This window comes from Mesorhizobium sp. M1B.F.Ca.ET.045.04.1.1 (assembly GCF_003952465.1).
GTDB lineage: Bacteria > Pseudomonadota > Alphaproteobacteria > Rhizobiales > Rhizobiaceae > Mesorhizobium > Mesorhizobium shonense.
Map to the genome: position 1 here is coordinate 3,895,344 of NZ_CP034448.1, position 26,230 is coordinate 3,921,573.

The 26,230-nt window shown below is 64.2% G+C and carries 26 protein-coding genes; 19 read left to right on the top strand and 7 right to left on the bottom strand.

All coding sequences use genetic code 11. The annotated features are described in order from the left end of the window. Position 1 precedes the first annotated feature (1 nt). From preA to EJ071_RS18910, 4 genes are all read left to right on the top strand, one after another. Entirely contained in the window at positions 2–1,315 is a 1,314-nt protein-coding gene (gene preA, locus EJ071_RS18890) for an NAD-dependent dihydropyrimidine dehydrogenase subunit PreA (RefSeq protein WP_126099205.1), read from the top strand. A gap of 381 nt (positions 1,316–1,696) precedes the next feature. Next, on the top strand, positions 1,697–2,215 hold the full coding sequence (locus tag EJ071_RS18900; RefSeq protein WP_126099206.1) for an Rrf2 family transcriptional regulator: 519 nt from the start codon (positions 1,697–1,699) through the stop codon (positions 2,213–2,215). A 41-nt stretch (positions 2,216–2,256) separates the two neighbouring features. Continuing rightward, positions 2,257–2,715, top strand: coding sequence for a carboxymuconolactone decarboxylase family protein (locus EJ071_RS18905; RefSeq protein ID WP_126099207.1), 459 nt, complete (start codon positions 2,257–2,259; stop codon positions 2,713–2,715). Positions 2,716–2,782: 67 nt separating this feature from the next. Further along, complete coding sequence (locus EJ071_RS18910; RefSeq protein WP_245459918.1) at positions 2,783–3,157, top strand: DoxX family protein; 375 nt, start codon at positions 2,783–2,785, stop codon at positions 3,155–3,157. A gap of 311 nt (positions 3,158–3,468) precedes the next feature. On the opposite strand, the gene EJ071_RS18915 is transcribed toward EJ071_RS18910, so the two are convergent. Both EJ071_RS18915 and EJ071_RS18920 read right to left on the bottom strand, forming a co-directional pair. After that, positions 3,469–4,191, bottom strand: a complete 723-nt coding sequence (locus tag EJ071_RS18915; RefSeq protein ID WP_126099209.1) for an SDR family oxidoreductase — start codon at positions 4,189–4,191, stop codon at positions 3,469–3,471. Beyond that, on the bottom strand, positions 4,188–5,033 hold the full coding sequence (locus EJ071_RS18920) for an SDR family NAD(P)-dependent oxidoreductase (RefSeq protein ID WP_126099210.1): 846 nt from the start codon (positions 5,031–5,033) through the stop codon (positions 4,188–4,190). The genes EJ071_RS18915 and EJ071_RS18920 overlap by 4 nt, the downstream gene beginning before the upstream one ends. 103 nt (positions 5,034–5,136) lie before the next feature. On the opposite strand from EJ071_RS18920, the gene EJ071_RS18925 reads away from it, so the two are divergent. Then, positions 5,137–6,009: a helix-turn-helix transcriptional regulator gene (locus EJ071_RS18925; RefSeq protein ID WP_126099211.1), complete on the top strand. Its 873-nt coding sequence runs from the start codon at positions 5,137–5,139 to the stop codon at positions 6,007–6,009. A 298-nt stretch (positions 6,010–6,307) separates the two neighbouring features. Here the strand turns inward: EJ071_RS18925 and EJ071_RS18930 are convergent, their stop codons facing one another. Beyond that, positions 6,308–6,937, bottom strand: a complete 630-nt coding sequence (locus tag EJ071_RS18930; RefSeq protein WP_126102644.1) for a TetR family transcriptional regulator C-terminal domain-containing protein — start codon at positions 6,935–6,937, stop codon at positions 6,308–6,310. A gap of 254 nt (positions 6,938–7,191) precedes the next feature. Here EJ071_RS18930 and EJ071_RS18935 point away from each other — a divergent pair, with 254 nt between their 5' ends. The 4 genes from EJ071_RS18935 to EJ071_RS18950 all read left to right on the top strand — a co-directional run bounded on the left by EJ071_RS18935 (position 7,192) and on the right by EJ071_RS18950 (position 11,737). Next, positions 7,192–8,520, top strand: coding sequence for an aspartate aminotransferase family protein (locus EJ071_RS18935; protein ID WP_126099212.1), 1,329 nt, complete (start codon positions 7,192–7,194; stop codon positions 8,518–8,520). A 66-nt stretch (positions 8,521–8,586) separates the two neighbouring features. Then, positions 8,587–9,837 carry a Zn-dependent hydrolase gene (locus tag EJ071_RS18940; RefSeq protein WP_126102645.1) on the top strand — a complete coding sequence of 417 codons (1,251 nt, stop codon included), beginning with the start codon at positions 8,587–8,589 and terminating at the stop codon, positions 9,835–9,837. Between the two features lie 68 nt (positions 9,838–9,905). Beyond that, complete coding sequence (gene hydA / locus EJ071_RS18945; protein WP_126099213.1) at positions 9,906–11,357, top strand: dihydropyrimidinase; 1,452 nt, start codon at positions 9,906–9,908, stop codon at positions 11,355–11,357. Between the two features lie 2 nt (positions 11,358–11,359). Beyond that, positions 11,360–11,737, top strand: coding sequence for a hypothetical protein (locus EJ071_RS18950; protein ID WP_126099214.1), 378 nt, complete (start codon positions 11,360–11,362; stop codon positions 11,735–11,737). Between the two features lie 23 nt (positions 11,738–11,760). Here EJ071_RS18950 and EJ071_RS18955 read toward each other — a convergent pair whose 3' ends face one another. After that, positions 11,761–12,171, bottom strand: coding sequence for a cupin domain-containing protein (locus tag EJ071_RS18955; protein WP_189521101.1), 411 nt, complete (start codon positions 12,169–12,171; stop codon positions 11,761–11,763). 110 nt (positions 12,172–12,281) lie between these two features. Here EJ071_RS18955 and EJ071_RS18960 point away from each other — a divergent pair, with 110 nt between their 5' ends. From EJ071_RS18960 to EJ071_RS18985, 5 genes are all read left to right on the top strand, one after another. Beyond that, the gene (locus tag EJ071_RS18960) at positions 12,282–13,073 is read left to right on the top strand and encodes an ABC transporter ATP-binding protein (protein ID WP_126099216.1); all 792 of its coding nucleotides are present in this window, start codon (positions 12,282–12,284) and stop codon (positions 13,071–13,073) included. 396 nt (positions 13,074–13,469) lie between these two features. Continuing rightward, positions 13,470–14,348 carry an ABC transporter permease gene (locus tag EJ071_RS18970; protein ID WP_126099217.1) on the top strand — a complete coding sequence of 293 codons (879 nt, stop codon included), beginning with the start codon at positions 13,470–13,472 and terminating at the stop codon, positions 14,346–14,348. Next, positions 14,345–15,499, top strand: a complete 1,155-nt coding sequence (locus tag EJ071_RS18975; RefSeq protein ID WP_126099218.1) for an ABC transporter permease — start codon at positions 14,345–14,347, stop codon at positions 15,497–15,499. Before EJ071_RS18970 ends, EJ071_RS18975 begins: the two co-directional genes overlap by 4 nt. A 39-nt stretch (positions 15,500–15,538) precedes the next feature. Further along, positions 15,539–16,510, top strand: a complete 972-nt coding sequence (locus EJ071_RS18980; RefSeq protein ID WP_126099219.1) for an ABC transporter substrate-binding protein — start codon at positions 15,539–15,541, stop codon at positions 16,508–16,510. Between the two features lie 165 nt (positions 16,511–16,675). Continuing rightward, positions 16,676–17,122: a CHRD domain-containing protein gene (locus EJ071_RS18985; RefSeq protein ID WP_126099220.1), complete on the top strand. Its 447-nt coding sequence runs from the start codon at positions 16,676–16,678 to the stop codon at positions 17,120–17,122. Between the two features lie 48 nt (positions 17,123–17,170). Here EJ071_RS18985 and EJ071_RS18990 read toward each other — a convergent pair whose 3' ends face one another. From EJ071_RS18990 to EJ071_RS19000, 3 genes are all read right to left on the bottom strand, one after another. After that, a complete protein-coding gene (locus EJ071_RS18990) occupies positions 17,171–18,820 on the bottom strand; it encodes a thiamine pyrophosphate-binding protein (RefSeq protein ID WP_126099221.1) in 1,650 nt (549 codons plus the stop codon). Next, positions 18,817–19,992: a CaiB/BaiF CoA-transferase family protein gene (locus EJ071_RS18995; protein ID WP_126099222.1), complete on the bottom strand. Its 1,176-nt coding sequence runs from the start codon at positions 19,990–19,992 to the stop codon at positions 18,817–18,819. Before EJ071_RS18995 ends, EJ071_RS18990 begins: the two co-directional genes overlap by 4 nt. A gap of 142 nt (positions 19,993–20,134) precedes the next feature. Further along, entirely contained in the window at positions 20,135–21,067 is a 933-nt protein-coding gene (locus EJ071_RS19000; protein ID WP_126099223.1) for an alpha/beta hydrolase, read from the bottom strand. A 194-nt stretch (positions 21,068–21,261) separates the two neighbouring features. Here EJ071_RS19000 and EJ071_RS19005 point away from each other — a divergent pair, with 194 nt between their 5' ends. The 5 genes from EJ071_RS19005 (at position 21,262) to tam (ending at position 26,158) form a co-directional block, all read left to right on the top strand. After that, on the top strand, positions 21,262–21,975 hold the full coding sequence (locus EJ071_RS19005; RefSeq protein ID WP_189521104.1) for an alpha/beta fold hydrolase: 714 nt from the start codon (positions 21,262–21,264) through the stop codon (positions 21,973–21,975). Further along, the gene (locus EJ071_RS19010) at positions 21,972–22,421 is read left to right on the top strand and encodes a MarR family transcriptional regulator (protein WP_126099225.1); all 450 of its coding nucleotides are present in this window, start codon (positions 21,972–21,974) and stop codon (positions 22,419–22,421) included. Before EJ071_RS19005 ends, EJ071_RS19010 begins: the two co-directional genes overlap by 4 nt. Before the next feature lie 122 nt (positions 22,422–22,543). Then, positions 22,544–23,554, top strand: coding sequence for a ribonuclease (locus EJ071_RS19015; protein WP_126099226.1), 1,011 nt, complete (start codon positions 22,544–22,546; stop codon positions 23,552–23,554). Between the two features lie 150 nt (positions 23,555–23,704). Then, positions 23,705–25,354 (top strand): energy-dependent translational throttle protein EttA, encoded by a 1,650-nt coding sequence (ettA, locus tag EJ071_RS19020; protein WP_126099227.1) that lies wholly within the window; start codon positions 23,705–23,707, stop codon positions 25,352–25,354. Positions 25,355–25,390: 36 nt separating this feature from the next. After that, a complete protein-coding gene (tam, locus tag EJ071_RS19025; RefSeq protein WP_126099228.1) occupies positions 25,391–26,158 on the top strand; it encodes a trans-aconitate 2-methyltransferase in 768 nt (255 codons plus the stop codon). The last annotated feature ends 72 nt before the right edge of the window (positions 26,159–26,230 follow it).

Sequence of the window (26,230 nt, forward strand, 5' to 3'; positions counted from 1 at the left end):
CATGGCAGACATCCGCAACACTTTCGTCGGCATCAAGTCGCCCAATCCGTTCTGGCTGGCTTCCGCGCCACCGACCGACAAGGCCTATAATGTCGAGCGCGCCTTCAAGGCCGGCTGGGGCGGCGTGGTCTGGAAGACACTCGGCGAAGAGGGGCCGCCTGTCGTCAACGTCAACGGTCCCCGCTACGGCGCGATCTGGGGCGCCGACCGCCGGCTGCTCGGCCTGAACAACATCGAGCTGATCACCGACCGCGACCTGCAGACCAATTTGCGCGAGATGAAGCAGGTGAAGATGAATTGGCCGGATCGGGCGCTGGTCGCCTCGATCATGGTGCCTTGCGAGGAGGAGAGTTGGAAGGCGATCCTGCCGTTGGTCGAGGAGACCGGCGCCGACGGCATCGAGCTCAATTTCGGCTGCCCGCACGGCATGAGCGAGCGCGGCATGGGCTCGGCCGTCGGCCAGGTGCCGGAATATATCGAGATGGTGGTGCGCTGGTGCAAGCAGTACACGCGCATGCCGGTTATCACCAAGCTCACGCCCAACATCACCGACATCCGCAAGCCTGCGAGGGCGGCGAAAGCCGGCGGCACCGACGCGGTGTCGCTGATCAACACCATCAATTCGATCACCGGCGTCGACCTCGACAGTTTCGCGCTGCAGCCGACCATCGACGGCAAGGGCTCGCATGGCGGCTATTGCGGCCCGGCGGTGAAACCGATCGCCATGAACATGGTGGCCGAGATCGCGCGCGATCCGGAAACGCATGGCCTGCCGATCTCCGGTATCGGCGGCATCACCACCTGGCGGGACGCGGCCGAATTCATGGCGCTCGGCGCCGGCAACGTGCAGGTCTGCACCGCGGCCATGACCTATGGCTTCAAGATCGTGCAGGAGATGATTGCGGGGCTGGAGAACTGGATGGACGAGAAGGGCCATGCCTCGCTCTCCGACATCGTCGGCCGCGCCACGCCCAACGTCACCGACTGGCAGTATCTCAACCTCAACTATGTCGCCAAGGCGCATATCGACCAGGATGCCTGCATCAAATGCGGCCGCTGCCACATCGCCTGCGAGGACACCTCGCACCAGGCGATCACCGCAATGGTGGACGGCAAGCGACATTTCGAGGTGATCGAGGCCGAATGCGTCGGCTGCAACCTCTGCGTCAACGTCTGCCCGGTGGAAGGCTGCATCACCATGGAGCCGCTGGCGGCGGGCGCGATGGACCGGCGCACCGGCAAGCCGGTGTCGCCGATCTACGCCAACTGGACGACGCACCCGAACAACCCGATGGCCAAGGTGGCCGCGGAATAGGCTTTCGTCCTTGTAGGCTTGACTCGATCGCCCTGTGTGCTCACGGGGCGATTTTTTTGTGCGCACGACCGTCATTTTTTACGCACGACCCGTCAACTATCGAAGCCGGCGCCGCCCCTCATCCCCCTGCTGGGACCTTCTCCCCGTATAGTGACGGGGAGAAGGGGACTTGTCGCAACGCTGGCTCCCCTCCTGCAGCGCTGGCGATCGGCGAAATCATCCATGAGGGGCGTCCCTCTCCCCGTCGCTATACGGGGAGAGGATGCCGGCAGGCAGGTGAGGGGCAGCGCCGACCTTCGGATAGAAGCTGCCGTGAGCAACGGCTATTGCAGATAAAAAATATCCATGATAAAAGTTATCCATGAATAGGAGCGAAAGGCCATGAAGCTGGGAGAAGGGGTCGAAGCGGCGATCCACTGCGCCTCCATGCTTGCCGGTGTCGACGGCAACAGCACCATGTCGGGCGCCGCCATGGCCGAGGCCTTCGGCCTGTCGCCGAGCTATCTCTTGAAACATCTCAATCAGCTTACGGCGGCTGGCATCCTGGAATCGGTCTCCGGGCCTTCCGGCGGCTATCGGCTGGCGCGGCCAGCAGAGCGCATCACGCTGCTCGACATCGTGCTGGCGGTCGAAGGCCGGGAGCCGGCCTTCCGCTGCGGCGAGATCCGCCAGCGCGGCCCGGTCAGGCTCGACGCCTCGGCCTATGTGAAGCCATGCGGCATCAACGCCGCGATGCTGAAGGCCGAGCGCGCCTACCGCACGGCGCTTGCCGAGGTGAAGGTATCCGACATCGTGGCGAACTACGCCGCGGAAGGCGATCCCCGTTCGATCGCGGCAAGCTGCGCCTTCGTCGAGCGTCACCAGCGGCCGCAGAAATCCGCTTCATCCAAGCAGATCTAGACCCACCTCTAAATCCACCCAAAAACCTAGAAGGAAAGACGATGAAACAGAGGCTGCAGTTCTTCGCCAAGGCGCCTGAAATCATGAAGGCGGTGATGGCGCTCAACAAGGCCGTCGAGGAGTGCGGGCTCGAGGCAAGCCTGATGCATCTCGTCAAGCTCAGGGCCTCGCAGATCAACGGCTGCTCCTACTGCGTCGAGATGCACAGCCGTGAGGCGCGACGGGACGGCGAGACCGAGACCCGGCTCTATCTGGTCGCCGCCTGGAAGGAATCGCCGCTGTTTTCCGAGCGCGAGCGTGCCGCGCTCGCCTGGACCGAGAAGGTGACGAACATTTCCGGCAACGGCGTTCCGGACGATCTCTACGCGAGCACGCTGGAGCATTTCTCGGAGGAGGAACTGGTCAAGCTGACGGTGGCGGTCGGCATGATCAACACCTGGAACCGGCTCTGCGTGTCCTTCCACGCCATCCATCCGATGCCGGCCGCGAAGGCCGCCTGAGGGTTTAGACCGGCGCGCGGGTCTGTCGCGTGCTCGCGCGCTTTCATTTGCGAGATCAATGACATGGTTGAGAATTTTCAGAAACGAGGTTCTGTTTGCCGCCCGCCTGCTGCTTGGCGGCGCCTTCGTCTTCGCCGGCCTGCGCAACATCCAGAACAGGAACCTGCTCATCCCGATGATGGCGGCGCGCGGCGTGCCGCGGGCGGGCCATGCATTGTGGCTGGGCATCGTGCTGCAGGTCGTCGCCGGCGCGCTGGTGATCGCCGGCCTTTGGACCGCGCTGGCGGCGGCAAGCCTTGTCCTGTTCCTCATTGCCGCGACGCCGATGTTCCACAATTTCTGGGACCATCAGGGTCCGGATCGCGCCTCCCGCATCAACGGCTTCGTCGGCAACATTGCCTTGGCCGGCGGCTTCCTGGCGCTGATCGCGCAAGCCGCATAGCCGGGAGTTTATAGTGCCGCCACGATGGCGTTCACGCCGCTCCTAGTGAACTGAATACCCAAGGCTAAGACAGAGGAGGAACTGGTCGCCGCACCCAATCGCCGACGGTGGCGCCGCCCCTCATTGCCCTGCCGGGCATTTCTCCCCGTATAGTGACGGGGAGAAAGACGCCGTCCTCGACGGTTTCGCCAATCGCCAGCGTTGCAGAACGAGCGCCAAGGCCGCGGCCAGTCCCTTCTCCCCGTCATATACGGGGAGAAGGTGCCGGCAGGCGGATGAGGGGCGGCGCAGACCTTCGATTGCTGTCCGGTTCACGCGGCAAAGCGCAGCCCGCCGTCGCAGGTCAGCACCTGGCCGGTCATGAAGCTGTTGGAGACCAGGAAGGCTATTGCCGCGGCGACGTCCTCGGCGCGGCCGATGCGGCCGACGGGGGTCTTGCCGGCATATTCGGCAAACACCGCTTGCCGCTGCTCGTCAGGCAAAAAGTCCCACCAGGGCGTGTCGATGACGCCGGGCGCCACGACATTGACACGCAGCGGCTTCAGCTCGACCGCCAGGATCGGCGCCACGGTCAAAAGCATGCCGTTGATGGCGCCGATGCCGGCGACGCCGGGTGTGGCGAGCTGCGCCGAGACGGCCGAAATGAAGGTGACCGATCCGGCTTTGTTCAAGGTCGGCAGGGCCGCCTGCAGACAGGCCAGCTGCGGCCGGATCTTCTCGTCGACGCCGCTGCCGATGTCGGCAAGGTCTAGCGTCGCGAACGGCCCCAGTCCCTTGCCGCCGCTGGCGGCCAGAACGAGATGATCGAACGGACCGAGGTTATCGAAGAAATTCCGGACCTCATCCGGCTTGCTCGCATCGAAGGCGGCCTTGCCGACGGTGCCGCCAAGGCTCTTCCAGGCGCTTTTCAGCTTCTCCTCGTTGCGGCCGGTAATCGTGACTTTCATGCCGGGGCCGACCAGCCGTTTGGCCGTGGCAAGGCCGATGCCGGACGAGCCGCCGATGATCACGCAATGTTCGATGTTCTCGCTCATGGATGCTGTTTCCTGGATGCCGCTGAAGAGTACCCGGTCAGTTCGAGGCTGAGGGCCCGCAACCGGCGGCGGGCCTTTTCGTCATAGGCTTGCGCGTCGGCGCGCGATTCCCGCTGGCCGTCGAAATAGAGGCCGCTGCGTCCTTCGAGCGCCGATGACGACGCGAGGTTGAGGATGGCGTCGGCGCCGGTCTCGACGGAACTCCACGGCGTGACGCCGGCCTGCCGGACCATGGTGGTGTCCATGTAGCTCGCCGGGTGAAGGGCATTGACGGTGACGCCGCTGCCTTTGAGCTGTTCGGCCAGATCGATGGTGAACAGGATCTGCGCCAGCTTGCTCTGGCAATAGGCGCGCACGCCGCTGTAGCCGCGGGTCAGCATGACGTCGTCGAAATCGATCGCCTGCTGGCCGGCCGACGCGACATTGACGATGCGCGCCGGCGCGCTTTTCTTGAGCAAGGGCAGCAGCTCCGACGTCAGCAGGAAGCCGGCGAGATAGTTGACGGCGAAGCGCAGCTCATGGCCGTCGGCGCTCACCTGCCGTTTCGCACCCTGGCCGCCGGTGCCCACGCCGGCATTGTTGATCAAAATGTCGAGCCGGTCGGTCCTTTCGCGCACGGCTTCGGCGAGGCGGCGCGCCTCGGCAAGCGACGCGAGATCGGCGACGAGAAATTCGGCCCTGCCGCCCTTGGCTTCGATGGCGGCGACTGTCGCCTTGCCGCGGCCTTCGTCGCGGCCATGCACCAGCACGCGAGCGCCGGCGGCGCCGAGCCTTTCGGCGACGACACGGCCGACACCGTCGGTCGAACCGGTGACGAGAACGGTCTTGTTCTTCAGTTCCATGTTCAGAGCCTCCTTATGCTGCTCTGAACGAGAAGATGGGGCGCGGCGCGCATCCCAAACAGTTCAAACTTTATCCTGGTATCAGTACTGCTATAATAGCTTCATGGATGCCGTGACCCATTCCCCCGAGGACAGCCGCCGCCGCGAGCTTGGCGCTTTCCTGCGTTCACGCCGTGAGAGGCTGTCGCCTGCCGACATTGGCATCGCGACCGGCGCCAGGCGGCGCACGCCCGGACTGAGGCGCGAGGAAGTGGCGATGATCGCCGGCGTCGGCACCACCTGGTACACCTGGCTGGAGCAGGGCAGGGACGTGCGGCCGTCGGTGGAAGTGCTGACGGCGCTCTCAGAGGCGCTGCGCCTCGATGCCGTCGAGAAGCGGCATCTGTTCATCCTCGCCGGCCGCCAGCAGCCCGAGCGTCGGGTGGCGGCGCCCGAAAGGGCCGATGGGACGCTGCTGCATATGTTGCAAAGCCTCGTCCTGCAGCCGGCCTATGTGGTTGGCCGGCGCTGGGACGTGCTGGCCTGGAACGATGCGGCGGTTGCCGTGTTCGGCGACTACGGCCTGCTGGAGGGCGATGCCCGCAACATCGTGCATCTGGTGTTCACCAGCCCGCACCACCGGCGGCTGCTGGTCGACTGGGAAGAGCTCGCCCGCGTGGTGCTCCCTTCGTTTCGTGCCGAGAGCGCCAAATATGTCGGCGATCCGGATTTCGAACGGCTTATCGCGCTGATGATGCGCTCCAGCCCGGAGTTCCGCGACTGGTGGCCGCGGCGGGACGTGGCGCGAAGGCTGACGGGAGTGAAGCACGTCCGCCACCCTACCGCCGGCGCGATGGCCTTCGAGCATATGAGCCTGTCGATCGACGACGGCTCGGACATGCGGCTGATCGTCTACACGCCGTTGCCTGAGCAGAACTCGATCGCCAAGCTCAAGAAGCTGCTCGAAGCGCAGCCGGCCGAACGGCGCAGCGCGTGAGGTTGGTTGGTCGCAGGCCTATCGGCTTCGTCATCCACGGGCGGAGCGGGAGCGAAGCGGACGCGGAGACCCGAGGATCCATTCCGTTACCTTTGCCGTGGGGTGCAGCGGTGCAGAATTCTGGACGGTAGCGGCGCTCCGAGGTCACGGAATGGATCCTCGGGTCTGCGCTGCGTCGCTACGCTCCTTGCTCCGCCCGTGGATGACGAAGCTGAGTGGCTTCGGCCAATCTCCAAGGGCAGCAACAACCAAACGGCTCGCAAGTTGTTCCGGCCCGCTGAGCTGGTATGACGAGACGCTAGCCCTTCGGCTTCAAGCCATCGAGGAACAGCTGCTCGAGGAAGCGCGCAGCGTCCTCGAAGCGGCCGTCGCCGCCGCGGTCGGCGCCGAGCACGGCGCGCACCTGGACGTCGAAATCGGCGTAGTGCTGCGTCGTCGCCCAGATCGAGAAGATCAGGTGCCAGGGGTCGGTGCGGGCGATCTTGCCGGCGCGCATCCAGCCCTTGATGACGGCGGCCTTCTCGTCGACCAGCGTCTTCAGCTCGCCCTCCAGCATCGGCATGATGCGCGGCGCGCCTTGCAGGATCTCGTTGGCGAAGAGCCGGCTTTCGCGCGGGAAATCGCGCGCCATTTCGAGCTTGCGGCGAATGTAGCTCCTGAGCTCGGTCATCGGATCGCCGATGTCGTCCAGCTCCCGCAGCGGCGCCAGCCAGGTGTCGAGCAGCCGCTGCATCAACGTCTCGTGAATGTCCTCCTTGCGGCGGAAATAATAGAGAAGGTTCGGCTTCGACATGCCGGCGGCTTCGGCGATTTGGTCGATGGTCGAGCCACGAAAGCCGTTGGTGGAGAAGACTTCGAGCGCGGCCTCGAGGATGAGTTCGCGCTTTTCCTGCTGGATGCGGGTGCGGCGGGGAGCTGAGCCTTCCATCGTGTCCGTCATCCTTGCCAGTCGTCGCCGTTCGGCCTCTCTGGACCAATTCTCTGGACCAGTTTTTCTTCGGGCCGTGGAGCGCGCTTTTGATGCCGCATTTCCGTTAGTAGTCCCTTGACCGCCGACAGGGCGGTGCTAACGTTTGTCCAACCGGTCAAAATTTTGCGTAGCACGAAAACGCAACGAAGACCAAGCCTTGGGAAGACCAAGCGTTAGCGCACCGAAACAGGCTACAAGGGGAATTCTTGGTCATGTCCAACCGGCTGAAAGTCACGCCGAACGATCTCAGCGCATTCTGGATGCCGTTCACGGCAAACCGGCAGTTCAAGCAGGCGCCGCGCATGTTCGTGTCCGCCAAGGACATGCACTACACGACGAGCGACGGCCGCAAGGTGCTCGACGGCACCGCCGGCCTCTGGTGCGTCAACGCCGGCCACTGCCGGCCGAAGATCACCGAGGCGATTCAGAGCCAGGCTGCGGAGCTCGACTATGCGCCGGCCTTCCAGATGGGCCACCCGATCGTGTTCGAGCTGGCGAACCGCCTGGTCGATATCGCGCCGAAGGGCATGGACCATGTCTTCTTCACCAATTCCGGCTCGGAATCGGTCGAGACCGCGCTGAAGATGGCGATCGCCTATCATCGCGTCAGGGGCGAGGGCTCGCGCGCCCGCCTCATCGGCCGCGAGCGCGGCTATCACGGCGTCAATTTCGGCGGCATCTCCGTCGGGGGCATCGTCAGCAACCGCAAGATGTTCGGCACGCTGCTCGGCGGCGTCGACCATCTGCCGCACACACATCTGCCGGAGAAGAACGCCTTCTCGAAGGGCGTGCCGGAGCACGGCGCGGAACTGGCGAACGAACTCGAGCGCCTCGTGACCTTGCATGACGCTTCGACCATCGCAGCTGTCATCGTCGAGCCGGTCGCGGGCTCGACCGGCGTCATACTGCCGCCGAAGGGCTATCTGCAGAAACTTCGGGAAATCTGCACCAAGCACGGCATATTGTTGATTTTTGATGAAGTGATCACCGGTTTCGGCCGCCTCGGCGCGCCGTTCGCGGCGGACTATTTCGGCGTCACGCCCGATATCATGACCACGGCAAAGGGCGTCTCCAACGGCGTCATCCCGATGGGCGCGGTGTTCGTCAAGAAGGAGATCCACGACGCCTTCATGACCGGCCCCGAGCACATGATCGAGTTCTTCCACGGCTACACCTATTCGGGTAACCCGATCGCCTGTGCCGCGGCGCTGGGCACTTTAGACACCTACAAGGAAGAGGGCCTGCTGACCCGCGGCGAGGAGCTCTCGTCCTACTGGGAAGACGCGCTGCACTCGCTGAAGGGCGAGCCGCATGTCATCGACATCCGCAACATCGGCCTGATCGGCGCGATCGAGCTGGCGCCGATCGCCGGAAGCCCGACCAAGCGGGCCTTCTCGGCCTTCGTCAAGGCGTTCGAGCGCGGCGCACTGATTCGCACCACCGGTGACATCATCGCGCTGTCGCCGCCGCTGATCATCACCAAGGGCCAGATCAACGAACTGATCGACCATGTCAGGGACGTTCTGCGCTCGATAGACTAAACTGCTTCCGGCCGGGCGGCGTCGGGAACTGCCGCCCGGCCGGAGACGTGAATGAGAGGACTTTCAATGGCCGCCCCCGGCGAGAATCTGCGAGTGAATTCAGACCGTTTGTGGGACTCCATCATGGAGATGGCGAAGATCGGTCCCGGCATTGCCGGCGGCAACAATCGCCAGACGCTCACCGATTCCGACAAACAGGGCCGGGAGCTGTTCAAGTCCTGGTGCGACGAGGCCGGACTTACCATGGGCGTGGACCAGATGGGCACCATGTTCATGACGCGCGCCGGCACCGATCCGGACGCGCTGCCGGTCTATGTCGGCTCCCACCTCGATACCCAGCCGACCGGCGGCAAATATGACGGCGTGCTCGGTGTGCTCTCTGGCCTGGAAGTCGTGCGCTCGCTCAACGATCTCGGCATCAAGACCAAGCATCCGATCGTCGTCACCAACTGGACGAACGAAGAGGGCGCGCGCTTCGCGCCGGCCATGCTTGCCTCCGGCGTGTTCGCCGGCGTGCACAGCCAAGACTACGCCTATGCTCGCAAGGATCTCGACGGCCTGACCTTCGGCGACGAGTTGAAGCGGATCGGCTGGGTGGGCGACGAGAAGGTCGGCGCGCGCAAGATGCACGCCTATTTCGAATACCATATCGAGCAGGGGCCGATCCTGGAGACCGAGAACAAGCAGATCGGCGTGGTGACCCACTGCCAGGGGCTGTGGTGGCTGGAATTCACGCTGACCGGCAGGGAAGCGCATACCGGCTCGACGCCCATGAACATGCGCGTCAATGCGGGGCTCGCCATGGCGCGCATCCTGGAGATGGTGCAGACGGTCGCCATGGAGAACCAGCCCGGCGCCGTCGGCGGTGTCGGCCAGGTGAAGTTCTCGCCGAATTCGCGCAACGTGCTGCCGGGCACGGTGATCTTCACCGTCGACATCCGCTCGCCGGACCAGGCGAAGCTCGACGGCATGCGCGCCCGCATCGAGAAGGAAGCGCCGAAGATCTGCGAGCCGCTCGGGGTGAAATGCTCGGTCGAGGCGGTCGGCCATTTCGATCCGGTGACGTTCGATCCGACGCTGGTCGGCCGCGTGCGCACGGCGGCGGAGAAGCTGGGCTACAGCCACATGAATCTCATTTCCGGCGCCGGTCACGACGCCTGCTGGGCGGCCAAGGTGGCGCCGGCGACGATGGTCATGTGCCCCTGCGTCGGCGGGCTAAGCCACAACGAGGCCGAGGACATCTCCAAGGAATGGGCGGCGGCGGGCGCCGACGTGCTGTTCCACGCGGTGGTCGAAACGGCGGGAATCGTCGAATGATCGGCTAGACCAATCACCTCCCAAAACACCGCTCGCAAAGAAGCGCGAAAGATCAGGGGAACAAGAGAATGACCAAAGTCATCAAGAACGGCACCATCGTCACGGCCGACCGCACCTGGAAGGCGGACGTGGTGTTCAGCCACGGCAAGATCATCGCCATCGGCTCGGGTCTGCATGGCGATCACGAGTTCGACGCCACCGGCTGCTATGTCATGCCGGGCGGCATCGATCCGCACACCCATCTCGAAATGCCTTTCATGGGCACCTATTCGGCCGACGATTTCGAGTCCGGCACGCGCGCCGCGCTCTCCGGCGGCACGACCATGGTGGTCGATTTCTGCCTGCCGGCGCCGCAGCAGTCGCTGCTCGAAGCGCTGCAGATGTGGGACAACAAGACCTCGAAGGCGGCTTGCGACTATTCCTTCCACATGGCTATCACCTGGTGGGGCAAGCAGGTGTTCGACGAGATGGCGACCGTCGTCGACAGGGGCATCACCTCGTTCAAGCACTTCATGGCCTATAAGGGCGCGCTGATGGTCGACGACGACGAGATGTATGCGTCGTTCCAGCGCTGCGCCGACCTCGGCGCGCTACCGCTGGTGCACGCCGAGAACGGCGACGTGGTCGCGGCGCTTTCGCAGAAGCTGCTTGCCGCCGGCAACAACGGCCCCGAAGGTCATGCCTATTCGCGTCCGCCGGAAGTGGAGGGCGAGGCGACAAACCGCGCCATCATGATCGCCGACATGGCCGGCGTGCCGCTCTATGTCGTGCATGTCTCCTGCGAGCAGAGCCACGAGGCCATCCGCCGCGCCCGCCAGAAGGGCATGCGGGTGTTCGGCGAGCCGCTGATCCAGCACCTGACGCTCGACGAAACCGAATATTTCAACAAGGACTGGGACCATGCGGCGCGCCGTGTGATGAGCCCGCCTTTCCGCAGCAAGTGGCACCAGGATTCGCTGTGGGCTGGCCTGCAGGCCGGCTCGCTGCAGGTGGTGGCGACCGACCATTGCTCCTTCACCACCAAGCAGAAGCGCAACGGCATCGGCGACTTCACCAAGATCCCGAACGGCACCGGCGGCCTCGAGGACCGCTTGCCCATCCTGTGGACCACTGGCGTCAACACTGGTCGGCTGACGATGAACGAGTTCGTCGCGGTGACCTCGACCAACATCGCCAAGATCCTCAACATGTATCCGAAGAAGGGCGCGATCGTCGAAGGTGCTGATGCCGACATCGTGGTCTGGGATCCGAAGCGCAAGAAGACGATCACGGCCAAGAAGCAGCAGTCCGTGATCGACTACAACGTCTTCGAAGGTTTCGAGGTGACCGGCCTGCCGCGCTTCGTCTTCTCGCGCGGCGAGCTGTCGATCGAGGAGGCGGACGTCAAGGCCAAGATCGGCCATGGCGAGTTCGTCGCCCGCGAGCCGAACGCAGCGGTCAACCGGGCGCTGTCGACCTGGAAGGAGATTTCCGCACCGCGCAAGGTGGAGCGGTCCGGCATTCCGGCGACGGGAGTTTAAGCGTGCGCGCCATTTATCTCGTAGTCACGGCCGCCGCGCTGCTGGCTGCCGGCCAGGCATTCGCCGCGGGCATTGATCTCAGCAAGCCCTATGGCGACAAGTATGGCTGCATCAACAGAAACGGCCAGGAAGTCGCCGCCGATCGGATGCTGCTTTTGACCGACAAGGAACTGATCACGGCCGCCAGCGCCTGCACCTTCAGCGACAAGCAGACTCAGGCCGACGGATCACTTGTGGTGCAAGCACAATGCGAGGCGGAAGGCGAAGAGGGGCAGGCGCCGATCAAGTTCACCATCAAGCGCAGCAAAAAGAATGCGAAGAAGCTGGTGGTGACCGACGAAGGCGGCAATGTGATGGGCGAAGTCTCCCGGTGCAAATAACGGCGAGAGCCCATCCTTCAGCTTCAGGCAACCAGCGCATCCAATTCCGGCAGCAGGACGACGCTTTCCTGCTCGTTGGGATCGGTGCGGGCAATGACGGCCGAAGATGGCGCGCCGCTCAGATTGGCGGGCAGGTGCGGCACGCCGGCCGGAATGTAGAAGAGGTCGCCGGCCTTGACGACGATGTGGTGCTCGAGCCGGCCGCCATACCAGGTGTGCACTTCGCCGGAGAGCACGTAGATCGCCGTCTCGTGGTTCTCATGCATGTGCGCCTTGGCGCGGGCGCCGGGCGGCATGGTCAGGAGATGCATGCAGATGCCGGAGGAACCGACCGTTTCGGCGGCAATGCCGGCGAAATAGCTCAGCCCCTGCTTGCCTTCATAAGTGCTTTCAGGGCGAATAAGATGACAAGCGGGTTTAGGCGACATCGGCAAGGCTCCGGGCGTCGATCGAGTGGGACTGGACGAGTGGAAAGCAACATCAACGCAAAAGCAACGGGATTTCATCCTGCACGGCAGCGGCTGCGAAAGGCAGGTTTCTGCCAATGAGCGGACAGTCGCCAGCCGTCGTTTCGGCAAGCAAGCTTGGCCTCACCTTTCAGACCAGTGACGGTCCGGTGCAGGCGCTGTCCAATGTCGATCTCACCATCGGCAAGGGCGAGTTCGTCTCCTTCATCGGCCCCTCCGGCTGCGGCAAGACGACCTTGCTGCGCGTCATCGCGGACCTGGAGAAGCCGACCTCGGGAGCGATCTCCGTCAACGGAATTTCGCCGGAGCAGGCGCGCGAGAAACGCGCCTACGGCTACGTCTTCCAGGCGGCGGCGCTTTTTCCCTGGCGCACGATCGAACGCAACGTGGCGCTGCCGCTGGAGATCATCGGCCTCAGCCAGGCCGAGCAGGCTGAGCGCATCAAGCGCACCATGGAGCTCGTCAACCTCTCCGGCTTCGAGAAGAAGTATCCCTGGCAGCTTTCCGGCGGCATGCAGCAGCGCGCCTCGATCGCGCGCGCGCTCGCCTTCGACGCCGACCTGCTTCTGATGGACGAGCCGTTCGGCGCGCTCGACGAGATCGTGCGCGACCATTTGAACGAACAGCTTCTTTCTCTCTGGGGCCGGACCAACAAGACGATCTGCTTCGTAACCCATTCGATCCCCGAGGCGGTCTATCTCTCGACACGCATCGTGGTGATGTCGCCGCGGCCCGGCCGCGTCACCGACGTCATCGAATCGACGCTGCCGAGGCGCCGGCCGCTCGACATCCGCGAGACGCCGGAATTCCTGGCGATCGCCGCCCGCGTGCGCGATGGGTTGAGGGCGGGGCACAGCTATGAGGATTGAGGGGGTGGCGGATACGCGCCCTCCTCTCCCCGTCGGGGAGAGGGTGGCCGCGCAGCGGCCGGGTGAGGGGGCGGCCAATCGCGATTTCGTCATCCTAGGGCGGAGCGACGCGAAGCGGAGCGCAGACCCTAGGATCCATGCCGTGACCTCGGCGGAAGGGTCAAAACGGCGGAGAAAATGCGCCCGAGGCGCAGCGCTGGGAATCATGTTCGGCACCGCTGTGGAACGTCCAGGTAACGGCATGGATCCTAGGGTCTGCGCCGCGTCGCTTCGCTCCTTGCTTCGCCCTAGGATGACGAAAAGAACGAACGCCGCGGCACAGAAAGCGAAGGCACCCGGCCTTCGCTTCGCTCCGGCCACCCTCTCCCCGGTGGGGAGAGGAGGAGGGAGCCGCTGATGGACTCCTTCCGTTCCAGGATCATCCCGGTAACCACGATCCTCGCTGGCGTGGTCGTCCTCTGGTATGTCTTCGCCGTCATCCTCAACGCGCCGTTCCAGCGCGACCTCGACCAGAGGGCCAACGAAACACCCGGCACAGTCGAATTCATCGGCAAGACTTTGTCGCAGCCGAAGCCGACGCTGCCGGCGCCGCATCAGGTGGCGGTGAACTTCTTCGAGAACACTTTTCTGCGCAGCGTCACCTCGAACCGCAGCCTGGTCTACAATGCCTGGGTGACGCTGTCCTCGACGCTGCTCGGCTTTGCCTTCGGCACCGCACTCGGCATCGTGATTGCGGTCGGCATCGTGCATGTGACGACGCTCGACCGCAGCTTGATGCCGTGGATCATCGCCTCGCAGACCATTCCGATCCTGGCGGTGGCGCCGATGATCATCGTGGTGCTGGCCGCGGTCGGCATCACCGGGCTGATCCCGAAGGCGCTGATCTCGACCTATCTGTCGTTCTTCCCGGTTGCAGTGGGCATGGTGAAGGGGCTGCGCTCGCCCGAGATCATGCATCTCGACCTGATGCACACCTATAATGCCAGCCGCTCGCAGACCTTCTGGAAGCTCAGGGTACCGGCCTCGGTGCCGTTCCTGTTCACCTCGATGAAGGTTGCGGTGGCGGCGAGCCTCGTCGGCGCGATCGTCGGCGAACTGCCGACGGGCGCGGTCGCCGGCATCGGCGCCAAGCTTTTGTCCGGCGCCTATTACAGCCAGACCATCGATATCTGGTCGGCGCTGGTCGCAGGCTCCGTGGTCGCGGCGCTGCTGGTCATGGTGGTCGGCATCGCCGGCCGGCTCGTCGACCGCGCCATGGGCGGGAGGCCGGCATGACCTGGCTGAAACCGTCCTGGCAAGCTGTGCTGGCGATCCTCTTTTGCCTCGTCGCATTGGCGCTCGGTGCGATGTCGAAGCCGGAAGCGGCTGCGCTCGCGCAACCCACGGCGACGACCATCTACCCGTATATGGGCACGAAGGGGCTGATCCTCGGATTGCTGCTGATCGCGGCATTGGTCTCGGCGGTCAGGCTCGCGCCTGTCGTCGAGGCGGCCGTGCTGTTCATCGGCGCGCATATCGCGGCCTGGCTGCTGATCAAGGGCATCGCCGGCTTCGAGGGCACGGCGCTGGCGCCCTATTTCCTGGCTCTCGCCGCCGCCTGGCTGCTGGCCTGGCGCTGCGTCGCCCTCTTGTCTTCGCTAAGGCCCGCAGCCAATGGGGCGAAGACTGCCCTGCGCCTGATCATCCCGGCGATCTTCGGCGCCTGGATACTGATCATCTGGGAAGCGGTGACGCGCGGCGCCGGAATCCCGTTCATCCTTTTGCCGCCGCCGAGCGCCATCGGCGCGCGCATCGCCAACTCGTTGCCGATCCTGGGATCGGATGTGCGGCAGACGATCTTCAAGGCGGTGCTGATCGGCTACATCGTCGGCAATCTCGCCGGCTTCGTCGTCGCCATCCTCGCCGATCGCGTGCCGTTCCTCAGGCGTGGGCTGCTGCCGATCGGCAACATGGTGTCGGCGCTGCCGATCATCGGCGTCGCCCCGATCATGGTCATGTGGTTCGGCTTCGACTGGCCGTCCAAGGCGGCGGTCGTCATCATCATGACCTTCTTCCCGATGCTGGTGAACACGGTGGCCGGGCTCGCCGCCTCCGGCCATATGGAGCGCGATTTGATGCGCACCTATGCGTCGGGCTACTGGCCGACGCTCTTGAAACTCAGGCTGCCGGCGGCAATGCCGTTCATCTTCAATGCGCTGAAGATCAATTCGACGCTGGCGCTGATCGGCGCCATCGTCGCGGAGTTCTTCGGCACGCCGGTGGTGGGCATGGGATTCCGCATTTCGACCGAAGTCGGGCGGATGAACATCGACATGGTTTGGGCCGAAATCGCAGTTGCAGCACTGGCGGGTTCGGTCTTTTATGGCGTGGTCGCTCTCGTCGAGAGAGCCGTCACGTTTTGGCATCCCTCTGTCCGTGGTGGATAGGGGCGGTGGGTTTGGGTGATAACTTCAGAGGGTAAAAACATGAAAAGACTGGTAATTTCTGCTTTGGCCGGGGCGATGTCGCTGGCCGCTTTCCAGGCGATGGCCGCCGACAAGGTGACGCTGCAGCTGAAATGGGTCACGCAGGCCCAGTTCGCCGGCTACTATGTCGCCAAGGCCAAGGGTTTCTATGACGCCGAGGGCCTCGACGTCGACATCAAGCCGGGCGGTCCGGACATCGCGCCGGAGCAGGTGATCGCCGGCGGCGGCGCCGACGTGATCGTCGACTGGATGGGCGGCGCGCTCGCCGCGCGCGAGAAGGGCGTGCCGCTGGTCAACATCGCCCAGCCTTTCAAGAAGGCCGGCATGGAGCTGGTCTGCCCGAAGGACGGCCCGATCAAGACCGAAGCGGACTTCAAGGGCCATACGCTGGGCGTCTGGTTCTTCGGCAACGAATATCCGTTCTATGCCTGGATGAACAAGCTCGGCCTCAAGACCGAGGGCGGTCCGGACGGAGTCACGGTGCTGAAGCAGAGCTTCGACGTGCAGCCGCTGATCCAGAAGCAAGCTGACTGCATCTCGGTCATGACCTACAACGAGTACTGGCAGCTGATCGACGCCGGCTACAAGCCGGAGCAACTCACCGTCTTCAACTACTCGGCCATGGGCAACGACCTGCTCGAGGACGGGCTCTATGCGCTGGAAGACAAGCTCAAGGATCCGGCCTTCGAGGACAAGATGGTGCGCTTCGTGCGCGCCTCGATGAAGGGCTGGAAATACGCCGTCGACAATTCGGACGAGGCGGCCGGCATCGTCATGGACAATGGCGGCCAGGACGAGAACCACCAGAAGCGCATGATGGGCGAAGTCGCCAAGCTGATCGACAATGCCGACGGCAAGCTCGATCCGGCGACCTATGAGCGCACCGCCAAGGCGCTGCTCGACCAGAAGATCATCGCCAAGGAGCCCTCGGGCGCCTACACGACGGCGATCACCGACAAGGCGATCAAGTAAGATCGGGCCTTGATGGCGGCATCGAAAGGGGCGGGCGACCGCCCCTTTTTGTTGGCGCTGGTAAAATATGCGTGTGTCCGGATACAAAGCGCCTGCCAACCGTTGCAGTAGAGTCCGCGCGCCGGGGAGCGGTGGCGGACGCATTAGCCAAACGGAGGTCCTTCAATGCGCATCCAAGCCTTGCCGCTGCTTTCGGCGCTAGCCGTCTCGACCGCTTTCCTGCTCGCATCGCCGGCCATGGCCGAGACGATGAAGTTCAAGGCGACGCTCGATGGTGGCCAGCAAACCCCGCCCGTCACCACCAAGGGCAAGGGAACTGCTACATTCACCTTCAACACCACCAGCAAGAAGCTCAGCTGGAACGTCAAATATTCCGGCCTCAGCGGGCCGGCGGCGGCCGCTCACATTCACGGCCCGGCCGCAATGGGTCAAAGCGCGGATCCGGTAATCCCGTTCAAGAAGCTAAAGAGCCCGATCAAGGGATCGGCGACGCTGACCGACGCGCAAGCGGCCGATCTTGAGGCCGGCAAGTATTACGTCAATGTCCACACGAAGGCTAATCCGGACGGCGAGATACGCGGGCAGATCGAAAAGGCTGGCGCATCGATGTAGCGGACTTTCCGCAGGCAGGAACGAGGCGGCAAAACCGCCTCGTTCGAGTCACGACTTGTCGCGGATCTGGGTCAGCGTGCGGGTCGGCGTGATCGCTTCGGGATCGAGCCTGATCTCGACGATTGCCGGCTTACCGCTGGCGCGCGCACGTTCGAACGCAGGCGCGAAGTCTTCGGTCTTTTCGACCGTCTCGCCATGGCCGCCATAAGCGCGGGCAAGGGCGGCGAAGTCCGGGTTCTTCAGATCGGTTGCGACGACGCGGTTTGGATATTCCCGTTCCTGATGCATGCGGATGGTGCCGTAGATGCCGTTGTTGACGACCACTACGATGATCGGCAGGTCATATTGGACAGCGGTCGCGAATTCCTGGCCGTTCATCAGGAAGCAGCCGTCGCCGGCGAAGGCAACCACGGTGCGATCAGGGTACAGTGACTTGGCGGCAACGGCCGCAGGCGTGCCGTAGCCCATCGAGCCGGAAGTGGGTGCTGCCTGCGTACCGAAGCGGCGGGTGCGGTAGAAGCGATGCACCCAGGTGGCATAGTTGCCGGCGCCGTTGGTCAGGATGGCGTCCTCAGGGAGCGTCTTGTTCAGATACTCCATGATCGGCCCCATCTGGACCGCGCCTGGGCCGGTCTGCGGCGGCGTCGACCATTCGAGATAGGCGGCATGTGCCTTTTCCGTCTCCTGCGCCCATGAAGGCGTGGCGGCCGGCCTGCGCTTGGCGAACGCCGTGACGAAAGCCGACGGCGAGGCGTTGATCGCCAGCGTCGGGCGGTAGACGCGGCCGAGCTCGCCGGCATCGGCATGGACATGCACCAGCGCCTGGTCGGGATAGGGGCTCTTCAGCAGCGTGTAGTCGGAGGAAGGCATCTCGCCCATGCGCCCGCCGATCAGCAGCACGACGTCGGCCGCCTTGATCTGCGCCGCCAGCTTCGGATTGATGCCGATGCCGACGTCGCCGGCATAGTTCGGGTGAAGATGGTCGAACAGCATCTGGCGACGGAATGAGCAGCCCACCGGCAGCGACCATGCCTCGGCGATCGTGCGCATCTGCGCCACCGCTTGGTCATCCCAGCGCGTGCCGCCGAGAATGACGAACGGTCGCTTTGCGCCGGCAAGCAGCATTTCGAGCGCGTCGAGCTCGGCCTCGCCGGGACGCGTCTCGACCGGCGTGTGCGGAAGCGCTTCCGGCGCCTCGACCTGGCTGGTCAGCATGTCCTCGGGCAGCGAGATGACCACGGGGCCCGGCCGGCCCGAGGTCGCCACCGCGAAGGCGCGGGTGACGAATTCCGGAATGCGCGAGGCGTCGTCGATCTCGACCACCCATTTGGCGATGTCGCCGAAGAAACGCTTGTAGTCGACCTCCTGGAAGGCCTCGCGCTCCTTGGCATGGCTTGCGACCTGGCCGATGAACAGGATGAGTGGCACCGAATCCTGCATGGCGATGTGGATGCCGGCCGAGGCGTTGGTGGCGCCTGGACCGCGGGTGACGAAGCAGATGCCGGGCTTGCCGGTCAGGCGGCCCTGGCAGTCGGCCATCATCGCCGCGCCGCCTTCCTGGCGGCAGACGATGGTGCGGATCGATGAATCATGCAGCGCATCGAGCACCGCCAGATAGGATTCGCCCGGAACGCAGAAGATGCGGTCGGTGCCGTTCGCTTCGAGCGCCTCGACGATCAGTTGTCCGCCGGTCTTCATTTTGCTGATCTCTCCAGTTCGGCAAGGATTTCCTGCGTGTGCTCGCCGAGGCGCGGCGAGGGGCGCTCATAAACGAGCGGCGTGCCGGACATCACCATCGGCGCCCGCACCGAAGGCAGAAGATTGCCATGGCCGTCGTCGAGGTCGAGTCGCATGCCGCGCGCGATCGTCTGCGGGTCGGCGAACATCTGGCCGATCGTGTTGATCGGGCTCGCCGGCACGCTTGCTGCCTCGAGCTTAGCCAAAAGCGGATCGCGATCCCACGTGCTCAGCGTCTCGACAATCAGCTCGCGCAGCTTGGCGCGATTGGCCACTCGGGCGGGGTTGGTGGCGAAGTCAGGATTGGCGGGCAAGTCGGTGAGACCGACCACAGCGCAGAACTTGCCGAACTGGCCGTCATTGCCGACGGCAAGGATGATGTGGCCGTCCCTCACCGGCAGCACCTCGTAAGGCGCAATGTTCATATGGGCGTTGCCCATCTGCACCGGCGACTTGCCGGAGACCAGATAATTGAGGTTCTGGTTGCCGAGCGCCGAGACCTGGCTGTCGAACAGAGCCATGTCGATGTGCTGGCCTTCGCCGGTCTTTTCGGCATGGCGCAGCGCCGCCTGGATGGCGATCACCGAATAGAGACCGGTGAAAAGGTCGGAGATCGCGACGCCCGCCTTCTGCGGCTCCCGACCTGCCTCGCCGGTGATCGACATCATGCCGGCCATCGCCTGGATGATAAAATCGTAGCCCGCGCGCGGTGCGTAAGGGCCGTCCTGGCCGAAGCCGGTGATCGAGCAATAGACGAGGCGCGGATTGATCTTCTTCAGGCTTTCGTAGTCGAGGCCATATTTCTTCAGGCCGCCGAGCTTGAAGTTCTCGATCAGCACGTCGGCAGTGGCGACGAGGCGCCGCAGCGTGTCGGCGCCCTCGGGCTTGGAGAAATCGATGGCGATCGAGCGCTTGCCGCGATTGCAGGAGTGATAATAGGCGGCCGAAAGGTTCTCGCCGTCATGGCTCATGACGAAGGGCGGACCCCATTTGCGGGTATCGTCGCCGCCATCCGGGCTTTCGACCTTGATGACATCGGCGCCGAGATCGGCGAGCAGCTGCCCGGCCCAAGGCCCCGCCAGGATGCGGGCGAGCTCGATAACGCGGATGCCTTTCAGCGGAGGCTCTGTCATGGATCACCGTGGTTCAATGAAGCGCAGCCTCGAATCCTGCGTCGTGCATGTCGCTATCCCAAAACCGCTGCGCACTTTTGGGCGACATGCACTATCAATAGCAGCCGTCCCTGTCACGGCTCTTGCAGTGGGCCACGCCGGATCAGGATTTGAGCACGCTGTCGGCCCAGGCGGCGAAATCGTTCATGACGGCGTCGCGATTGATCTCGTTCAAGCTTTCGTGGCGAGTCTCGGCGTAAACCTTTGAAACCAGATTCGAAAAGCCCATTCTATCCATGCGCCGGCCGAGGTGGCTGACCGCCTTGCCATAGTCCGACGCCGGGTCCTTCTCGCCGCCGGCCAGGTTGACGTGGAGGTCGCGGCGTACGCCGGCAAAGCTGGAATCCTTGCCGGCATGAAGCGCCATGCTGACGACATCGCGCCACATCGAGATCGAGGCGTCCCAGCCACAGAGCGGGTCGGCGATGTATTTGTCGACCTCGATCGGATCGCGCGACAGCCAGTCGAACAGGGTCCGGTGGTTGGGCACCGCCTTGCCCCAGGCCTGGAAGGTCAGCTTCGGCAACAGGCGCGACGGCACGTCGGAGCCCAACCGCATGCGTTCCCAGCCTAGGATGCCCAGCGCGAGCTGGCCGAGCAGACCTTGCGAGAAATTGCCGTTCCAAATGGCGGCGGCACGGACGCGACCGGAACGGCGGAGCACGAAATTCAACGCGATCGAAGCGCCGAGCGAGTGGCCGAAGACGATGACCGGCAACCCCGGATGCTCGGCGGCGATCAGGTCGTGGACCGCGCCGACATCGGCGATCACCTTGGCGACGCCGTCGGCGTGAGCGAACCTGCCGAGCGGCGCGTCGGGCGCCTTTGTCGCGCCGTGGCCGCGATGGTCATGGGCATAGACATGAAAGCCGCGCGGGGCGAGGAAATCGGCAAATCGGGCATAGCGCGCCGCGTGTTCGGCGAGGCCGTGATTGATCTGGATCACGGCGCGCGGAGCCGTCTCAGCGTCTTTCACATAAAGGTTAAGGTCGGCCCCGGTTGGTGAGGCCAGCCTAGTCTTTCTGTCGAATGGCATGTCTCGCTCCCTCCGCGACTGATGGGCGAGGGTTTCGGCGACGTCAAGAGAGCGCAGCATTGACAGCATGCTGTCAATGAGTTATATGACAGTATGCTGTCAACTTGGAAGCCAGGGAGAAAGTTATGAAGACGTCGACCATCGACGGCCCGCAGGGTCGGCTTGCGATTTACAGTATCGGAACCGGCAACGGCTTGCCGATCCTGTTCCTGCACGGCGATTGCAGCCGTGCATCGGCGTGGCAGCAGGTGATGCAAGCCACGGCCGATGACCGGCGGGCGGTTGCCTTCGACTTTCGCGGTCACGGCATCTCGGCGCCAGCCGCGGATGGCGACTATGGCTATGACGGGCGTGCGGCCGACGTCGAAGCGATCGCCGATGCGTTCAGCCTGAAAAGGTTTCTCATTGTTGCCCATAGCGGCGCGGCGGGGACGGCGCTCGCCTACGCCGCCAGCCATGCGAACCGTGTCGCCGGCATCCTGCTGGTTGATCCGGCGACCGATCCGCGTGCCTTGCCGAAGGACGTGCGCGAAGGGTTCATCCGTGATCTGGCCGGCCCCAATGCATCCGATGTGTTGAAGGCGTATTACACGTCCATCGCCGGCTCCAATCCTGCCGTCCGCGAGCGGGTGCTTGCCGACGCGTCGGTCGTCGATCCGGCGGCGGTGGCGGGTGTCGGCAAGGCGCTCGCCGAGTGGAATCCGGAACCGGCGCTCGATGCCTATCATGGGCCGCTGCTGGTGCTGGCGACCGAGCCCAGCAACAATCCATCCGCGCTTTATCACCTGCGAGCCGGCATTCCGCATCAAGTCGTGGCGGGCACCGGCCATTGGGTCATGCTTGACAAGCCCGAGGTGGTGGCGGAAGCCGTCAACACATTCATCGCGACCATCGAGGCCCACGAATGACGACCGGGACCGAGGCCGCAGACACGCTTACCGATCTCGTTCTTGCTGTGTTCAGGCTGAATGGCCGCTTCCTCGAAGCGGCAGATCGGCTGGCCGCTCCGGCGGGGCTGACCGCGGCGCGCTGGCAGGTGCTGGGAGCCGTTCTTAGAGAGCCGAAATCCGTCGCGGAGATCGGACGCGACATGGGGCTTGCCCGCCAGAGCGTGCAGCGCCTGGCCGACATACTGGCCGAGGACGGGCTTGCCGCCTATGCCGACAATCCGGCGCATCGCCGCGCCAAGCTTTTGTCGGTGACCGAAGCCGGCTGGACGGCAATCCGCCACATCGCCAGACGTCAACACGCATGGGCGAACTCTGTCTCCGAGGGCCTCGACCCTCGAGAGCTCAAGGGTGCGCTGGCGCTGCTGCGGGTGCTGGCGCTGCGGGTGGAGCAGGCCGAGAGCTGACCAGGCCAAAAGCCTTCATCTGGGGATTATTTTCGCCTGGCGAAAAAGATCGCAATTCTGACACGTCGCCTGTTCTAGTGTGACGAATCCAATACGGTTCAATGATCGCCGGGAGAGCGGGAATGCGGGTTTGGGCACTATGGGGTTCGGTTGTTCTGGCCCTGGTTGGCGCCAGCACGGCGAATGCCGATGTGAAGATGAGCGGCACATTCGTGGCCGACAGCGCCTGTCCGGCGACGCAAGCCATCAAGAGTGGCAAGAACCCGGGCAACATCTCCATCGAGGCAGGACAAAGCTATCAGCTTCTGGCCGGCAACAAGGACGCGCCCACCCACTACCTCATCCAGGTCCCGGGCGCCGATCCGGAACGACGCTGGGTGAAGATCAACTGCGGTCATGTCACCGGCGGCAGCGCGCCGGCCACCCAGGCGCCCGCCGACCAGGCCAGACCGTCGCAGCCGGCTTCCGGCAAGCCTGAATATGTCTTCGCATTGAGCTGGCAGCCCGCCTTCTGCGAGACCAAGGCCAACAAGCCCGAATGCAAGGCGCAGAATCCCAACGAGTTCGACGCTTCGCACTTCACCTTGCACGGGCTGTGGCCGCAGCCGAACGGTAATTTCTATTGCCAAGTGTCGGCTGGCGACAAGACCAACGACAATCCCGCGCATTGGGGGGATCTGCCAGCGGTCGACCTCGATGCCAATACGCGCGCCGAGCTCGACGAGGTGATGCCGGGTACTGCCTCCAAGCTCGAACGCCACGAGTGGATCAAGCACGGCACCTGCTACGGCAAGAGCCAGCAGGAGTATTTCTCCGACGCGCTCAATCTGATGCGCGCGGTGAACGCCTCGCCGGTGCGCGATCTCTTCACCAAGAACATCGGCAAGCAGCTGACGTCGGACCAGGTCCGCAGCGCCTTCGACCAGGCCTTCGGCGCTGGCGCCGGCGACCGGGTACGCGTCTCCTGCCTTGTCGATCCGTCGAGCGGCCGGCGGCTGATCGGCGAGCTGACGCTCGGCCTCTCCGGTCCGATCGGTCCTGACAGCAAGCTCGCCGACCTGCTCATGGCCTCGACGCCGACGGGCAAGGCCGGTTGCCCGAAGGGCACGGTCGACGCGATCGGCTTCCAGTAGGGGCTGCGCGGGTTAAGCCGCCGGACCGGCAGTCCTGCGGCTTGCCGAAAGATCGCGGCATGCCGAAAGCGATTGCCGTTCGGCGCTTCATCGCCTACATAGCGCGCAACCCCCATCCAACTCGACAGTTCAGTTTCAGGGAAAGCGCGCGTGGCTCGCCAATTCATCTATCACATGTCCGGCCTGTCGAAGGCCTATGGCACCAAGAAGGTGCTCGACAACATCCACCTGTCCTTCTATCCGGACGCCAAGATCGGCATCCTCGGCCCCAACGGCTCGGGTAAGTCGACCATCCTGCGCATCATGGCCGGGCTCGACAAGGAGTATCAGGGCGAGGCGTGGCTGGCCGAGGGCGCGACCGTGGGCTACCTCGCGCAGGAGCCGCAGCTCGACCCCAACAAGACCGTACGCGAAAACGTCATGGACGGCGTCGCCAGGAAGACGGCCATCATCGATCGCTACAACGAGCTGATGATGAACTATTCCGACGAGACGGCCGACGAGTCCGCCAAGCTGCAGGACGAGATGGATCGCCTCAACCTGTGGGACCTCGAGCAGCAGGTCGAGATGGCGATGGACGCGCTGCAGTGCCCGCCGGCCGATTCCGAGGTGACCAACCTGTCGGGCGGCGAGCGTCGCCGCGTGGCGCTCTGCCGGCTGCTGCTCGAGCAGCCCGACCTTTTGCTGCTCGACGAGCCGACCAACCATCTCGATGCCGAGACCACGCAATGGCTGGAAAAGCATCTGCGCGACTATCCGGGCTCGGTGCTGATCATTACCCACGACCGCTACTTCCTCGATAACGTCACCGGCTGGATCCTCGAGCTCGACCGCGGCCGCGGCATCCCCTACGAGGGCAACTACACCAGGTATCTCGACGCCAAGGCCAAGCGCCTGATCCAGGAAGGCCGCGAGGACGACGCCCGTCAGAAGGCGATCTGGCGCGAGCGCGAGTGGATCCAGTCTTCGCCGAAGGCGCGCCAGACCAAGTCCAAGGCCCGTATCAAGGCCTATGAGGAACTGGTCGAGCAGTCGCAGAGCCGCAAGCCGACCGATACACAGATCGTCATCCCGTCGAGCGAGCGCCTCGGCAACGTCGTCATCGAGATCGAAGGCCTCAACAAGGGCTTCGCCGACGAACTGCTGATCGAAGACCTTTCCTTCAAGCTGCCGCCAGGCGGCATCGTCGGCGTCATTGGCCCGAACGGCGCCGGCAAGACGACGCTGTTCAAGATGATCACCGGCCAGGAAACACCTGATGCCGGCTCGATCCGCAAGGGCGAGACGGTGAGGCTCGGCTATGTCGACCAGAGCCGCGACGCGCTCGACCCGAACAAGACCGTGTGGGAAGAGATCTCCGGCGGCGCCGAGGTCATCAAGCTCGGCAAGCACGAGGTCAACAGCCGCGCCTATTGCTCGTCCTTCAACTTCCGCGGCGGCGACCAGCAGCAGAAGGTCGGCAACCTTTCAGGCGGCCAGCGCAATCGCGTGCATCTGGCAAAGATGCTGAAGGGCGGCGGCAATGTGCTGCTGCTCGACGAACCGACCAACGACCTCGACACCGAAACGCTGGGCGCGCTTGAAGATGCGCTGGAAGCCTATGCCGGCTGCGCGGTCATCATCAGCCACGACCGCATGTTCCTCGACCGCATGGCGACCCACATGCTCGCCTTCGAGGGCGACGCGCATGTCGAATGGTTCGAGGGCAATTTCGAGGAATACGAGAAGGACAAGCTGCGCCGCCTGGGCGCGGAAGCGGCCACTCCGCACCGCATGACGCACAAGCGGCTGACAAGGTAGGATCAACGAGGCGGCGGCGAACAAAGAGGTTCTGAAATGGCTGATTGGTCCGCCGCTCAATATCTGAAGTTCGAGGATGAGCGTACGCGGCCCGCGCGGGACTTGGCGACCCAGGTGCCGGTAGACTTTCCGCGCCGCGTCGTCGACATCGGCTGCGGTCCAGGCAACTCGACGCAGCTTCTGGTCGAGCGCTGGCCGGATGCCGAGGTCAGCGGCTTCGACACCTCGCCCGACATGATCGAGAAGGCGAGGACGCGGCTGCCCAATGTCACCTTCGCGCTCGCCGATGCTGCCAAATGGCAGCCGGAGAACCCGGTCGACGTGATCTTCGCCAACGCCGTCTTCCAGTGGCTGCCGGAGCATCCGGCGGTGTTCCAGCGGCTGATGGGATTGCTCGCGCCCGGCGGCGCCTTGGCCATCCAGATGCCCGACAATCTCGCCGAGCGTTCGCATCAGCTGATGCGCGACACCGCGGCCGAGATGCCGTTCTCGGCGAAGCTCAAGGGCGCGGCGCGCGCGCCGCTGCCGCCGGTTTCGTTCTACTACGATCTCCTGTCGCCGCTCGCGGATCGGGTGGATATCTGGCACACGATCTACAACCATCCGCTGGCCGATGCCGAAGCGGTCGTCGAATGGGTCAAGGCGACGGGATTGAAGCCGTTCCTCGATCCGCTCGACGCGGATGAGAAGAAGCTGTTTCTCGAAAGCTATACCGCGAAGATCGCAAAGGCCTATCCCAAGACTGCGAACGGCAAGGTGCTGCTGCGCTTCCCGCGCATCTTCATCATCGCCAAGCGCGCCTGACTGCTTCCGGTCAACTCATCGCGATAGCAGCGCGCGACAGAGATTTAAGCTGGCATAAACCGGCCAAATACG